12 protein-coding genes are annotated in these 15,565 nt (G+C 38.2%); 3 read left to right on the forward strand and 9 right to left on the reverse strand.

The window, feature by feature from the left end; translation table 11 throughout:
• Positions 1 to 24 precede the first annotated feature (24 nt).
• From NDQ75_RS05860 to NDQ75_RS05870, 3 genes are all read left to right on the forward strand, one after another.
• A complete protein-coding gene (locus tag NDQ75_RS05860) occupies positions 25 to 420 on the forward strand; it encodes a hypothetical protein (RefSeq protein ID WP_202028458.1) in 396 nt (131 codons plus the stop codon).
• Positions 421 to 523: 103 nt separating this feature from the next.
• The gene (locus NDQ75_RS05865) at positions 524 to 2,752 is read left to right on the forward strand and encodes a TonB-dependent receptor (RefSeq protein ID WP_202028459.1); all 2,229 of its coding nucleotides are present in this window, start codon (positions 524 to 526) and stop codon (positions 2,750 to 2,752) included.
• A 469-nt stretch (positions 2,753 to 3,221) separates the two neighbouring features.
• Positions 3,222 to 4,427 carry a site-specific integrase gene (locus NDQ75_RS05870; protein ID WP_202028460.1) on the forward strand — a complete coding sequence of 402 codons (1,206 nt, stop codon included), beginning with the start codon at positions 3,222 to 3,224 and terminating at the stop codon, positions 4,425 to 4,427.
• Between the two features lie 120 nt (positions 4,428 to 4,547).
• On the opposite strand, the gene NDQ75_RS05875 is transcribed toward NDQ75_RS05870, so the two are convergent.
• The 9 genes from NDQ75_RS05875 to NDQ75_RS05915 all read right to left on the reverse strand — a co-directional run bounded on the left by NDQ75_RS05875 (position 4,548) and on the right by NDQ75_RS05915 (position 15,564).
• Positions 4,548 to 6,278: an efflux RND transporter periplasmic adaptor subunit gene (locus NDQ75_RS05875; RefSeq protein ID WP_202028461.1), complete on the reverse strand. Its 1,731-nt coding sequence runs from the start codon at positions 6,276 to 6,278 to the stop codon at positions 4,548 to 4,550.
• A gap of 6 nt (positions 6,279 to 6,284) precedes the next feature.
• A complete protein-coding gene (locus tag NDQ75_RS05880; protein WP_202028462.1) occupies positions 6,285 to 6,776 on the reverse strand; it encodes a DUF305 domain-containing protein in 492 nt (163 codons plus the stop codon).
• Positions 6,777 to 6,796: 20 nt separating this feature from the next.
• Positions 6,797 to 9,529: a heavy metal translocating P-type ATPase gene (locus NDQ75_RS05885; protein ID WP_202028463.1), complete on the reverse strand. Its 2,733-nt coding sequence runs from the start codon at positions 9,527 to 9,529 to the stop codon at positions 6,797 to 6,799.
• Between the two features lie 78 nt (positions 9,530 to 9,607).
• The gene (locus NDQ75_RS05890; RefSeq protein WP_202028464.1) at positions 9,608 to 10,165 is read right to left on the reverse strand and encodes a helix-turn-helix domain-containing protein; all 558 of its coding nucleotides are present in this window, start codon (positions 10,163 to 10,165) and stop codon (positions 9,608 to 9,610) included.
• A 4-nt stretch (positions 10,166 to 10,169) separates the two neighbouring features.
• Positions 10,170 to 11,399, reverse strand: a complete 1,230-nt coding sequence (locus NDQ75_RS05895) for a permease (protein ID WP_202028465.1) — start codon at positions 11,397 to 11,399, stop codon at positions 10,170 to 10,172.
• A gap of 74 nt (positions 11,400 to 11,473) precedes the next feature.
• Complete coding sequence (locus tag NDQ75_RS05900) at positions 11,474 to 11,929, reverse strand: heme-binding domain-containing protein (RefSeq protein ID WP_202028466.1); 456 nt, start codon at positions 11,927 to 11,929, stop codon at positions 11,474 to 11,476.
• Positions 11,930 to 12,517 carry a DUF3347 domain-containing protein gene (locus NDQ75_RS05905; protein ID WP_202028467.1) on the reverse strand — a complete coding sequence of 196 codons (588 nt, stop codon included), beginning with the start codon at positions 12,515 to 12,517 and terminating at the stop codon, positions 11,930 to 11,932. It abuts the gene before it with no gap.
• A gap of 24 nt (positions 12,518 to 12,541) precedes the next feature.
• Positions 12,542 to 14,923: a multicopper oxidase domain-containing protein gene (locus NDQ75_RS05910; protein WP_202028468.1), complete on the reverse strand. Its 2,382-nt coding sequence runs from the start codon at positions 14,921 to 14,923 to the stop codon at positions 12,542 to 12,544.
• Positions 14,924 to 14,997: 74 nt separating this feature from the next.
• Entirely contained in the window at positions 14,998 to 15,564 is a 567-nt protein-coding gene (locus NDQ75_RS05915) for a helix-turn-helix domain-containing protein (RefSeq protein ID WP_202028469.1), read from the reverse strand.
• Between the last annotated feature and the right edge of the window lies 1 nt (position 15,565).

Consider the following 15,565-nt stretch of genomic DNA (forward strand, 5'->3'; position numbering starts at 1 on the left):
ATGGTGGTGCTTGCTTATCTTTTTATGCCATTGAAGAATCAGGTGTTTACGGTAGTTCATTACTTATCCCACGAAATTGAAAGTATTTTTAATGCGCACCATCATCATATAAAAATGCATACCCATAACTTTCAACTGCCAAATAGCATTCATCATCAGCATCAACATTCACATGTTGCTGAGCATACTCATAGGCACGATACCCTAGCTTTGTTGGCGTCTATTTTTTCTTCAGAAGAAGATGGGAATAAAAAAGAAGGTGTTTTAACCTATTATCAACTGGATAAACATTTTCATTCAAGTATTTATAGGATTTCCCATAAAAGCTCACTTTTTCAAAAGGAAAACAAACGGATAATAACTTTCAATTATTTTTCTATAACTATTCCCATAATCGTTCCACCTCCCCAATTTTCATAAGCTATTTTTTTAAATGAACTACAGCCTCATTCAGGAGGGTGTAAATTGCAATGTATTCAATGTACGTCATGGGTAAGCCATGTCTAATTTTAAATTAATAATTATGAAAAAAATAATGGCAGCATGTTTATTGCTTGCTACGAGTATATCTTATGCCCAAACCATACGAGGAAAAGTAATTAATGAAAAGGGAGAACCGTTGCCGGATGTGGGGGTATTCAACAAAACTTCCGGCAGCCATTCACATACCAACGTGGTGGGCGATTATTCATTAGATAGAACTTCCGTCGGCGATTCCGTTCTATTTTCCAGCTTAGGATATGGTTCGCAATATTTGGTAATTGCACAAGAAGATTTTTCAAGTGAAAAAAATATGGTGCTAAGACCTACAAATATTTCTTTGGATCAAATTGTGTTGGTGTCTGAAGTAAACTCACTGAGCCGATTTGTAGACGTTGATATACAAACCAATCCCGTGAAATCATCACAAGAAATTTTAAGAAAAGTACCGGGGTTGATTATTGGGCAACATGCCGGAGGCGGAAAAGCAGAGCAAATATTTTTGCGTGGTTTTGATATTGACCACGGTACCGATGTAGCAATAAATGTAGATGGACTACCGGTTAACATGGTGTCGCATGCGCACGGACAAGGGTATTCTGATTTGCATTTCGTAATTCCAGAAACTTTGGAAGACATCAACTTTGGGAAAGGACCTTATTATGCCGATCATGGAGACTTTACCACAGCAGGGTATGTAGATTTACACTTGCGAAAATCTATTGATAAAAGTTTAATTTCCATGGAAGTTGGGCAGTTCAACACAAGCCGATTTGTAGGTATGCTAAAAGTTTTGGATACTGAAAAAAGCAATGCTTATGTGGCTTCAGAATTGTACCTAACCGATGGTCCTTTTGATTCGCCCCAAGATTTTAACCGAATAAATGTAATGGGGCGTTACAATTATAAATTGGCCAACAACGAAGACCTTTTGGTTACCTTGTCCCATTTTCAAAGTAAATGGGATGCTTCGGGGCAAATACCCCAAAGAGCAGTCGATCAAGGCATCATTGGAAGATTTGGTGCTATAGATGATACGGAAGGCGGGCAAACCAGCAGAACGAATTTACTGGTGAACCACATAAAATTATTGGATGACAACCAAACTGTAAAAACAAAAGCTTACATCTCTCAGTACAATTTTGAACTGTTTTCTAATTTTACGTTTTATCTAGACGATCCTGTAAACGGAGATCAAATTCAGCAAGAAGAAAGTAGGTTGATTGTTGGTGCGGAAAGTGTTTATGAAAAAGCAAACATTTCTTTAACCGAAGGTATTGATTTTGATTACCAAGCCGGGGTAGGATTTCGTTACGACAATGTAGACGATGTACAACTTTCCCATACGCTCAACAGAAAAGAGATACTGGAAAGGCTTGCTTATGGCGATGTAGATGAGGTAAATACCTATGGGTTTGTAAATACGGAATTTAAAATGGGCAAATGGTTGATTAATCCTGCGCTAAGACTCGATTATCTTAAATTTGATTATTACAACAAGTTAACAGAAACCTACGATAACAACAGTGAAAGCAAAGTGGCTCTTAGTCCGAAGCTTAACACGGTTTACTCCTTCAATTCCAATTGGCAGGTATTTTTAAAAACGGGTCTCGGTTTCCACTCCAACGATGCACGGGTAGTAGTTGCTAACGAAGGAGAAGATATTTTACCAACCGCTTATGGGGCCGATTTTGGAGCCATTTATAAGCCTTTTAGCAAGCTTGCCTTAAATGCTGCCTTGTGGTGGTTGTATTTAGACCAAGAGTTTGTTTACGTTGGAGATGCCGGTATTGTAGAGCCTAGTGGAGAAACAAGAAGACTGGGGGTTGATGTTGGAGCTCGCTACCAAGCATTGCCTTGGTTATATATTTATGCGGATGCCAATTTTAGTAAGGGGCGAAGCGTAGGTGAGCCTAATGGAGCAGATTATATACCATTGGCGCCCGATTTTACTTCGGTTGGTGGTTTACTAGTAGATAATTTAGGGAACTTTTCTGGAAGTTTAACCTATAGATATGTTGACGACCGTCCTGCAAACGAAGACAATTCCATTGTTGCTGAGGGATATTTCGTTACGGATTTCAATATAAATTATTCGTGGAAAAATTGGACATACGGTATTGTTATTGAAAATTTATTTGATACGGAATGGAACGAAACCCAATTCGCTACCGAAAGCCGTTTGTTTGATGAACCTGCACCGGTAGAAGAAATTCATTTTACACCCGGAACTCCTTTTTATTTAAGAGGGAAAGTGAGTGTTGCTTTTTAACTCACTTTTTTATTAGATAAATGTTTGAATTGCCAGTCAGTTTTACAAAACTGACTGGTAATTATTCGGATAGGTTGAATATCTATACTGTGTATAAGCTGAGTTTTGAAATATGGACTACCTTCCAAAACTATCTATAACTAATATTATTTTGCATGGTTTTTTGTTGTTAGGCTTGTTGGCTTGCCGATGCTCCGTTTTGCTACTATTGGGATAGGCTTCTCACACCAGAAGTTTGCGCATAAAAAAAGCCACACTTCCGTGCGGCTTTTTTTGCTCCCCCTCTTGGGCTCGAACCAAGGACCCTCTGATTAACAGAAAGAAAATTTTTCATTCTTCTGCTTTCATAAATTTTCTTATATATTGATTTTCAGTTTTTTATAAAATATACTTTTGCATATAATTTCAAAAAAAGTAACTTTATCTTTTAATTTGTTGTACCTATGTTGTACCCATTATTATAAAAGCTATGGCGAGTATAAAGGTTATATTGCGTAAAAAGCAGCTCTCAGATGGAACATATCCGGTTTGCTTACGTGTTATCAAAGATAGAAAAACAAAATATTTTAAAACTATCTATAATGCCCTTCCCAAGCATTGGGACGAACAGGCAGGAGCATTTAATAAAAGCTACCCCAATTACATCCAAAGCAATCGGCTTTTGCTTAAATTCAAAGATAGGGCGTTAAAAATATATTCAGAATTAGATATTGAAAAAGATAATTTTTCTTTGGAAGATTTCGAAAAGCATTTTAGAATAGAGGCTAATCCCATTAAGCAAAATGTTTTCAATTTTTGGGATGAAATTATCCATGAAATGATTGATGCCGGTAGAACTGGCAATGCAAGGGCTAATAGGGACTCTTACAATTCCGTCAAAAAGTTTTATCGAACAAAATCCCTTAATTTTCAAGATATCACCCATACATTTTTAAATAAGTACGAAGTATTCTTAAGAGCAAGAGGTGGCACCGATGGAGGGATTGGTGTTCGTATGCGAGCAATTAGGGCATTATATAATATGGCTATTGAAAGGAATATCGTTAAAAGGGAGCTTTATCCTTTTGATGCTTATAAAGTATCTAAATTAAAAGGTAAGGGAATAAAAAGGGCATTGAATATTGAGGAAATACAAAGAATTATCAATCTTGATGTTTCCGAATACCCACATTTAACTGATAGCAAAAATTACTTCGTATTTAGTTTTTACACCAGGGGTATGAATTTTGCTGATATGATGAAGCTAGAAAAGAAGGACGTTTCAGAGGATAGGATATTTTATACTAGATCCAAGACCAAGGGGAATTTTATTATAAAAATACTTCCTCCAGTTAAAACTATATTGAATTATTACAGTACGGTAAGTACGACCAAATATGTTTTCCCTATACTTTTAAAGGATAAAATGTCCCCAAGCCAGATAGAAAACCGAAAATCCAAAACCCTTAAAAAATACAATAAAAACCTGAAAGAAATCGCAAAAGTATGCAAAATAGATAAGTCTATCAGCAGTTATGTCGCCAGACACAGTTTTGCCAATTGCTTAAAGCAGAAAGGTATTGCAACGGACATAATAAGCGAATCAATGGGGCATCAAAATGTAGCGATAACGCAAGCATATTTAAAGGAGCTAGATAGTTCGGTTTTGGATGAAGCATGTGAGTTATTGTTATAATTTTTGAAACAGTCCATTCTTGGTGTACAATTATTTTCTTTATGAAAATCTTCTCCAATTCAATTTCAAATCTAAATATTTTATTTGATGCTATTGCCAGTAATAAAAGATATCTGTAATTTAATGAACACTGTCAATAGTTGAACCGCAGTTAAGCATTGCCTCGCCATAATACGGATTTAAAATTTCTTTTGTGCTACTTATCCAAACTGCACCATGGTTGTTATGGGCCATCGGGCATTTTTGAATATACAATTTCTGGTTCACATTATCGAGATTCTTTATCAAAGGAACCATGTTTTGGTTTAAAACAACAAATTGTTCCCGTTGATTTTCAATATCAGTAGTTCCCAAAATGGTAGTAAGCGCTTTTTTAATTTCCATTAAATGGAGACTTTGCAATCTTTCCATTTCAGATTTGGGAATCGCATTGATTTGCTCCAAGGTAAGCTGTGCGAAAGTGTGAATATCTTCAATTTTTTCACTTACAAAAGCATCTTTCATCTGTAAATAAGGTTTTACACTTTTTCTGAATTTCTTCCCTGCCGCTGCGGAAAGTTCTACTTTCGTTTCAGAAATAGGAGATACATTCTTAGATTGGTTCATCATTGATTTTTTACCCTGCAATTGCGCTGCCGCATCTACGGTAAAAGTACCATTGGTTACGATTTCTTCACCATTGTTTATTCCCGATAAAATAATATACCCATCTTGATACCGATTACCCAAAACTACTTCCCGCATTTCAAAAACTGGTTCTTTGGGATTCGTCTTTACATACACCAAAGAGCGCTCCCCTGTCCACATAACCGAACTAGCTGGAATAATAAGGTGTGAACTTTTATTGACATCTTTCGCCTCAATTCTACCGGTAACAAACATTCCAGGTTTCAATAACCCGTTGTTATTATTAAGAATCGCCCGTACAGTTACCGTTCGGGTTTGAGTATTAAGAACAGGATCGACAAACGAAATATTGGCATCAAATTCCTTATCGGGGTAGGCGGTGCTGATAACCTTTACCTTTTGACCTTTACTAAATTCTGAAATTTGGCTTTCGTAAGCATCAAATTCTGCCCAAACTGAAGCAAGGTTTGCTGTTTGTAAAATTGCCATTTCATCTGTTATGTGTCCACCTTCAGACACGTTTAAAGCAGTTACGACACCATCAATATGGGAATAAATTGTAAGGCTTGTTTTAACCGTTCCCGATTTTATTACCTGGTTCACCTCATCGGAAGGGATCCTCCAAATTTTAAATTTATTTTTAACAGCTTCAAAAAGCTGTGGTTGGGATTCTTTCAATTTGGCAGCCGTAATAAGCTCTTGTTGGGCAGCTACCAATTCCGGCGAATATACAACCGCAATTGCTTGCCCTTTTCGCAAGGTCTCTCCCAAAGTTTTCACGTATAGTTTCTCAATTCTACCATTGAAATGGGCAGACTGTGTAAAAGTCTCATTTTCATTTGGTTTGATTTTTCCAGAAAGAGAAATCGTATTTTCACCATTCTTGGAATGGCTACCAACAATAATCGTTTCAATATTGGCCAATGCCACAGCGTTCTTGGACATTTTAATTTCGTTGGGAGCCAATCCATCAGCACCCGATTCCGCTGGAATTAAATCCATCCCACAAATTGGGCAATCTCCCGGCTCGGGCTGCATAATCTGCGGATGCATCGAGCATGTCCACATTTGATTTTTCCCGGCTGCATCATGGTCGTGATTTGTAATCGCTTCGGAAGTATTCTCAACAGATTTTATTTCTTCGGAAGTACCGCCAAAAATAAGCCAACCACCAAACAGTCCCACAAGGACCGCAATGGCGATGTATATTATATATTTATTCATAGGTTGTTATTTTTTGTTCTGTAATCGTTCAATCATTACTTTCATTTCGGCAATTTCCTTGCGCTGTGCCTTAATGATTTCTTCTGCCAGTTTCTTCACCTCTGGGTCTTTGATATCCGCACGCTCGCTTGTTAAAATTGCTATTGAATGATGGGGAATCATTGCTTTCATCCAAAGCACATCGCCCACAGTTGATTTTTGGTCACGTACCAGTCCCAACGCACCTACAAATAGAACAATACTTCCCAAAACAATGGCGATATTCTTCTTTTTATTTTGATACATCCCACGCATTGCGACAAACATTATGATGGCCATTGCTGCGATGCCTAAGCAACTCATATAAAATCTTGTCAGACTGAAATATACGTGGTCAATAGCATATGTATTCAAGTACATTGTTATGTACATTGCTACGAAGGATGCTGCGAGCATTCCTACAAACTTTGTGTAATTACCTTTTTTCATTTCATCGTGATTGTTTTCTTTTGAATTCATAATTTTTGGTTTTTTAGTTGTTAATCAATTGATTTTGTTCTGAGTCTAAGTGCGTTTGCAATTACAGAAACTGAACTAAAGCTCATTGCCAGTGCCGCAATCATAGGCGATAATAGAATTCCGAAAAATGGGAATAATACACCTGCCGCAATCGGCACACCCAGCGTGTTGTATATCATAGCAAAAAACAGATTCTGTTTGATGTTACGCATAACTTTGTGGCTAAGGTTTCTTGCTTTTACGATACCGTGCAAATCTCCTTTTACAAGCGTAATCATCGCACTTTCAATAGCGACATCGGTTCCAGTACCCATTGCGATACCCACATCACTTTTTGCCAGAGCAGGTGCATCGTTGATACCATCACCTGCCATAGCGACCACTTTACCCTGTTCCTGTAGTTTTTTAACCTCGTCTAGTTTGTTTTCAGGTAACATTCCCGCTTTGAAGTTGGCGAGATTGAGTTTGCTCGCCACTGCCTGAGCGGTGTCGTGATTATCTCCTGTGAGCATTATTACTTCGATGCCTTTATCCTGTAACTCTTTGATTGCCTTGGCACTCGATTCTTTTATTTTGTCGCCAATAACCACATAGCCTGAAACTTCGCCATCAATGGACAAATAAGAAACGGTCTTCCCTTGTTTCTGAAAGGATTGTGCTTCTGTTTCCATTTCAGATGATATTTTGGCATTTGCATACTCCATCATTTTGGCATTTCCTAAATCGAGCTTCTTGCCATCAACTGTTCCTTCTACGCCTTTACCAGTTACTGCGCTAAAGTTTTCGGTTTTTGATATTTCAGTTTTCCGCTCCTTTCCGTATTTCACGGTAGCTTCGGCAAGAGGATGCTCGCTGGAACTGTTTAGGGATGCGATAAGATGTAGAATTTCGCTTTCGCGAAAGCGAGATTCATCAAACGATCCAATTTTCTCAACCGTCGGTTTGCCTTCGGTAATGGTTCCTGTTTTATCAACGATAAGTGTGTCCACTTTGTCCATTTTCTCTAAGGCTTCGGCATTTTTAATCAACACACCATTTTGTGCGCCTTTACCAACACCTACCATAACGGACATCGGCGTCGCCAATCCCAAGGCACACGGACAGGCAATAATCAATACGGCAATGGCATTTACAAGGGCAAATACATAAGCTGGCTCTGGACCCCATATTGCCCAAACAATGAAAGTGATGACCGCAATGATTACCACTACAGGCACAAAATAGCCTGAAACCGTATCTGCCAATTTCTGAATAGGGGCACGACTGCGGCTGGCATCGTTGACCATATGTATGATTTGGGAAAGTAAGGTTTCGCTACCTACTTTTTCGGCTTCCATCAAGAACGATTGATTCCCATTAATGGTACCGCTACTTACTTTGTCATCTACAGATTTATTAACTGGAATCGGTTCTCCCGAAATCATTGATTCATCCACGGTAGTTTCGCCTTCGGTAATTTTGCCATCCACAGGAATTTTATCTCCTGGCTTCACACGTAATATATCTCCTTTTTCAATTTGGTCAATGGAAACTTCTTCCTCATTTCCATCAATTATCTTAATGGCTTTATTGGGTGCGAGTTTCAATAGTTCCTTAACTGCTGAATTGGTTTTGCTATGCGCACGCGCTTCCAAAACCTGACCCATCAATACCAACGTTAGAATAACAGTAGCGGCTTCAAAATACACGTGAACCGCACCAGATTCTGTTTTAAATTGTTCAGGAAAAAAGTCTGGAAACAACATCCCAAAAACACTAAAGAGCCAAGCCACGCCTGCACCTATACCGATTAGTGTGAACATATTGAGTTTCCAGGTTTTAATACTTCGATAAGCACGTTCAAAGAACATCCAAGTGGCATAAAACACTACTGGAATGGAAAGCCCAAATTGAATCCAGTTCCACCATTTCTGTTCCATTACATCGTATAGCGGATTGTTGGGAATCATCTCACTCATAGCGATTAGAAAAATAGGAAGCGTAAAGGCTACTGCTATCCAAAATTTCTTAATCAGCTTATTATATGTTTTTTCTTCGGCAGATAAATCAGGTTCCATCGGCACTAAATCCATTCCGCAAATAGGACAAGCTCCGGGTCCATCTTTGACAATTTCTGGGTGCATTGGGCACGTCCATTGTTCAGAAGTTGTAGCTGACAAATTCTGTTCCTCGACCAAATCCATTCCGCAGACAGGGCAATCGCCTGGCTTATCATAGGTTTTATCACCTTCGCAATGCATTGGGCAGTAGAAGGTTCCTGTTCCTTTGCCTTTGGGTTTTTGCTCTATTGTTTCTTCCGAAGGGTCAGGGCGCTGACCCGATTTGTATATGGCGTAAGTGCCACCATCATTTTTTAAGACATCCTGGAACTGCTCTATCGCTATTTCAGATGTCATATCAATTTTGGCTTCAGCCTTTTCCAAGTCCACGGTTACATTTTTAACACCATCGACTTTGGAAAGCGTTTTTTCTACGTGCGCTTTACAGCCGTTACAAGTCATTCCGTTTATATCGAAAGTGCGTGTTCTTGCACCGTCGGGTTTAATGGGGTGAACGTGATATTTACTTTTCTTTTTCTGAACGGCTTCTTCCAGTTTTTCAATAGGAATATGATTTTCCATTTGAATAGTCGCTACGGACGCATCCAAGTCAATATCGACATCGGTAACGCCGGGAATATCGCTGAGAGCCGATTTCACGTTTCTCAAGCAACCTTTACAGGTCATTCCCTCAATTTGATATGTGTGTTTCATTTTTAAAATCTTTAAAAGGTTAAACAGCACAAAGTATGCAGTATACCGCTCAATAGCTTTAACGATTCTGGTTAAAGCTTATACAATTCTGTCCAACGTTTTTCTATTCCATTTTTGCAATTTTCGATACTCGGTCATCGATATTCCCGTAACACTTTTAAACTGTTTGGCCAAGTGGCTACCTGCACTATAATCCAATGCGTAGGCTATTTCCGAAAAGGTCATTGTTTCCATCTGCAAGAGTTCCTTGGCTTTTTCGATTTTCAAACGGATAAGATATTTTTCAACGGTTATTCCCGTAGTAGCACTGAAAGTTTTGCTAATAATCGAATAATCCGTTTTTAATCGATGTGAGAGAAATGAAGATGTGTTTTCCTCAAAACCCTTTAAGTTTTCAACTGCACCAATCAAAAGGGATTTTAAGTTTTCGACTAATTCAGAAGTAGGATTATCAATGATTTCAAATCCATTTTGGTTCGCTATTTCCTGAATGACACTTTTACTGACCGAAATATCATCCAGAACTACCAATTCACCCAATTCAACTGAGACGATACCGATTCCGGCGTTTTCCAATTCTTGTTTCAGGACGGTTTTACAGCGGTCGCAGACCATATTTTTAAGTTTGATTTTCATACCGCTATTGAATAAAAAACTTTATAATTAATCCTCCAAAAAGCCATATATAGCAAACGAAGGCGAGATATTTCAAAACCTTTTCTAGTAAAGGACTTTTAGGAGCCATTTCACTCATGGAGTGTTGAACATCCTTTTTTTTATAAAAACCTAGATAAATAAGATAACCGGAAATAATAAGAAAAGTGATGTTCAAGAAAAAAGTATAGTCAATTTTAAAATATTTGCTATCCTGAATTTTAACTTGCGAAGGGTCTGGAAGTATCCCCAGTAAATCAAATCCATAATGCAGGCTTAAAGAAGTGCCTACTAACGCTGTAAATAGCAGAAAGAGAATGAAAAGGGACATCTTCCATCCGTAGTATTTGGCATTGATGCGCAACACTGGAAATACCACCAAATCACTAAAAATAAACGCCATAACACCTGCAAAACTTACGCCTTTTCCAAAGAGCAGGGCGGCCAATGGAATATTGCCCATTGAACCTATAAAGGTTAGGAAGGCTGCAACGGGACCTACCACAACATGTTCCAAAATTTCAAGAAAAGTAAAATCTGTATTCCCTTGCCCGCTATTTATAAAAAGTGTTTGAAAAAAGGAATCTGGAACAAAAGCTGCAACAAGACCAGCAATGGTAAATCCTACGGTAACATCTTTCCATACCATTTGCCATTCCATTTTATACTTTTTGGCTACTTTGGCCCAGCTATCCTCTTTTTTAATTTGCTTTTTCCAATCTTTAGAAGCGTCTGTTTCTTCTTCGTCATCTTGACTTTCTAAATTCTTTTTAGCCTTTTCGATAAGTCTTTTAGGATTGATTACACGAATTAGAATCCAGCAAATCAATATTAACAATATCCCACCTACATATTCCCCAACTACAAATTGCCAGCCTAAAAAGATTGATATAATTATGCCCAATTCAATGACCAAATTAGTCGAAGCCAGCAAAAAGGCAATGGAAGCCACAAAACTAGCTCCTTTTTTAAAAATTGATTTCGCACTTGCCAATGCCGCAAAACTGCATGAACTGCTTATAAAACCAAAAAAAGTTCCCAGAAGCACGCTTTTGCCTTCATTTTCACCCATGGCTTTTTGCATTCGCTTTTCGGTCACGAAAATTTGTATCATACTACTGATGATATACCCTAAGATAAAAGCCCAAAGTGCCATCCAGAAGAATCCTGTTGTAGTATAGGCAGCTTCGCCCCATTGTTTTAAAAAATCGTTCATACGCTTTACTTTTTGTGCCTGTCACGGGAAGGGTTACTAAGCAATCATCATACTTCCCTTCCCACAGCAGTACTTTATTCCAAGCTATCTTTTAATTTTTTCATATAGTCAATTACTGCTATTTTGTATGCCTCGGAAAGAATGGCATCTCTATGAATCAGTGTATAGCTATTCAAAGGCATTTCACCATTTTCAATCTGGTTTATGATAGACCGTAATTTGCTATTTTTCCTTCGATCGGAAAGGTTGCCCCATTCATTAAAATTGAGTTCTTCCTTTCCTTCTTTGATATGGTCTTCTAAAAACGAGGCAACAGGTTGCACCTTATTGTACCAAGGATAGTCTGTATTGTCGCTGTGGCAATCATAGCAGGAAACCTGCAACGATTGTTCTACCATTGCAGGGACATTGTTTACGAGCATAAAATCGGTTTGTGGCACGGTTTCACTTCGGTTATAGTCCACTTGAAAAAACTGAACGACCACAAAGGCAATCAATGCTATCCACGCTATGATTTTTACTATTTTCACTTAGTTAATTTCACGCTGTACCTTACCACAATTTAGCATCGAACTACCATAATATGGATTTTTGATGTTTTCGCTCCTACTCAACCAAGCTGTTCCTCCATCATACATTGGGCAGTATTGCTCATAGATTTTAATAGATGAACCCGTAATCGCCACCATATCGGTAAGGTCTTTACTTAGCATTTTAAAATGTTCACGCTGGTGCTTGATGTCGCTTTTCCCAATATGTTCGGCGTGTTCAGTGGCATCTTGAATGATGTCATTCAATTCATTTTTTTCATTACTCGAGTAAATCGTTGCATCAAAAGTTTTTAGAGATTCCGCTAGGGCATTTCCCATATCTTTCGCCTTTGAATTATTATCATTGACCAAGGCATCTTTTAAGTCAAAATACTTATTCAAAATAGTCTCTCCAGAAGTCATTTGACCATTATTCATGCTCATTTCCTGATTTTTTTCTTTTTGATGATTCATTTCAGAATGATTCTTTGGTTGGTCATTTTTTGTTTCTGCATCTTTACAGGACATCGTTAGCGTTATGGTAGCAACGAGAGTCATAATTCTTACTGTTTGTTTTACTTTTTTCATTTCTATGGATATTAAAGTTAATAATTAAAATCGGGCTAGAAGGCCGCCACCCCAGCCATATCGGTTATTATAATTTGCTTGAATTGAAAAATTACGTGAAAGGATATAAGACAAACCTACCAGCCATTGCGTCTCACCTTCAAAAGACTTGTTATTGTCCAGCTCATTAACCCAGCCAAAGTCTGCTCGGTATTCGTATTCGCCTTCAAGAAAAATTCTTGGAAAGATTAATAGCTCCCTGTCAAGTCGAATCCTGGGCCGAAGTTGATGGTCCATACTTACATCCACATTAAAACGGTACGGGGTAAAATATTTAACACCCAGTAATCCAACGGTGTTAAATGTGTCATAGGAATCTGGAGTGGAAGTTTCCGTATTTACCCCCACATAAAGACGCACCCAGTCGTTTAAATACCTATTATAATTAAATTCGGCTTCCAAATTTTCACTATAATCAAGTTCCGCCCGCACCCCAAATTCATTTCTAATATTGCTAGAAATTAAAAATAACTCATTGAAATTCGACCCAATTCGAGCTGCCCCCCAAGAATAATAGTGATCGGTTTCATCAATCAATTTTTGCACAGGAAAATCCTCCATTCTTTCATCTCGGGGCGTATCATAACTAAACACACGAGCCATCCCGCCCATCATGTGATAGAGTATATGACAATGGAAGAACCAATCGCCATACTCCTCGTTATAGAACTCGATGACCACTTTCTGCATCGGTGGCACATTGACGGTGTGTTTCAACGGCGAGCGCTCACCATTTTCATTTATTACCCTAAAATAATGACCGTGAAGGTGCATTGGGTGGTGCATCATCGTTAGGTTGTTAAGGGTAATGCGGGTTACTTCACCACCCTTGATTTTAATCTTATCCGTTTCTGAAAGTGGCACACCATTCATACTCCACACATAGCGTTGCATATTTCCAGTCAGGTTCAATAGAATGTCGTTTACGGGCAAATCAGCGTTGTAGGTGGTATTTTCCTTCGCTTTTAAGAAATCATATTTGAAATAGGTTTTACGAGTATCGTAATCAAAAAATGAAGTGTCTTTCTGTATCAAAGGCATATCGTGCCTCATATGGCCTCCCATCTTATGCGAAGGTTCGGTAGATTTCATTGGCATTGAATCTTTTTTCATTCCTGCCATACCGTTCATCTTTTTGTCCATCTGCATATTATCGCCCTTTCCGCCTTTATTCATTGACATTTTATCTTGCATTCCCATATTCATCTGTCCATCTTTCATATCCATTTTCATCCCGTAATTCTCCTTCAAAAACCCGGGTGTTTTTTTCTTTTTGTTACCCACCATTGCAGGTGCGCCCATCTTCATATCCATTTTGGCCATTTGTTTCATCATTGCAACCTTGTCCGGTCTCTCAATTCTTTTTGCAGGATACAGGCTTCCCCGGCCCAAGCGCAACGAGGTGCTACCAGAACCATCTTGCGCTGTAGCAGTAACTTCCAAAGTTCCGTTGGGCATTGTAACAATAACATCATATGTTTCTGCTATGGCAAACAGAAATCTATTTTTTGAGACAGGCTGAATATCCACCCCGTCGCTGGAAACAATTGTTGGATTGCCACCCCCAAAATCCATCCAATAGTAAGTAGAGGCGGAGGCATTTATAAACCGTAGCCTTACTTTTTCTCCCGCTTTAAATTCAGGATATTCTACCAACATTTCCCCATTCATAAGAAATGCAGGATAATAGATGTCGGCTATATCAGCTCCTTCCATACGGTCTCTCCAAAATTTCAGTTGTGCACCAAATGCGCCTTCTTTAATAACTCGGCTCAAAGGAACCGCCGTCCCTTTTTTGACCTGATACCACTCATTTCCTCTTTTAAGGTTACGCAAAACATTCATAGGATTTTCGTTAGTCCAATCAGAGAGTACCACGACCAAATCCTTGTCATATTCCAGAGTTTTTTCTTTTGGTTGAATAATAATAGACCCATATACACCGCTTTGCTCCTGTAGCATCGTATGGGAATGGTACCAGTAGGTGCCCGATTGGTTGATTGGGATTCTGTACTGAAAAGTTGTTCCTGGCTTAATAGGTGGCGTAGTCAAATAGGGAACGCCATCGTAAAAATTGGGAAGGATCAAACCGTGCCAGTGTACAGAGGTTTCTTCATCCATTTTATTGGTGACGTTGATAAGTGCGAGGTCTCCTTCGTTGAATTCTAAAACTGGACCGGGAATTCCGCCATTGATGGTCATTCCTTTAGCGGTTACACCAGCGAGCGTCATTTCATTTTCTTCAATAATAAGGTTATACTCCTTAACCGGTCTTCCTTCTTCTTTTCTATCCTGTCCGTTAGTTCCCACTTGGGCAAATGCAATAGAAGAAAGTAGCAGTAATGTGATAATTGTTAGGAATTTCATAGTTTTCTCATAGTTATTGTTTAACAAAAATATTATTGACACTCAGCTTGTTGTGTTATAATTTTGGTTTATATCTATACAATCTTGTCCAAAGGATTTCTAAAATTTTTTTGTCCATCCTTATAATCGCTCAGACTCATTCCAGTCTCACTTTTAAATTGTTTGCTAAGATGATTGACGTTGCTGTAATCGAGCAATTGGCTTATTTCCGTGAAATTATAATCGGGTGTTTGGATAAGTTCCTTGACCTTTTCTATTCTCAGTTTGATAAAATATTTTTCAATAGTAATGCCTTCGGTAATGGAAAACACCTTGCTGATTTTTGAATAGTCTCTTTGCAATTTATTCGCAAGAAAATCTGATAACTTTCCATCGATTTTAAGTGGCAATTCATCCATTAACTTTATCAATTCAATTTTTACTTTCTCGGTTAATTTATCCTCGGTAGAAGTGATGAGTGTAAATCCATTTCTTTCTAAAATTTCGATTAGTGTGTTCAATTGTTCTTTTTCATTGATATCCAATCGAAGCCTACCTAATTCAATATCCAACAGACTAATGTTAGCCTTAGATAGTTCATCTTCTAAGACCTTGATGCATCGGTCGCATACCATATTTTTTATGTAAAAGTCCTTTACCATA

The organism is Galbibacter mesophilus, assembly GCF_023721415.1.
Taxonomy (GTDB): domain Bacteria; phylum Bacteroidota; class Bacteroidia; order Flavobacteriales; family Flavobacteriaceae; genus Galbibacter; species Galbibacter mesophilus.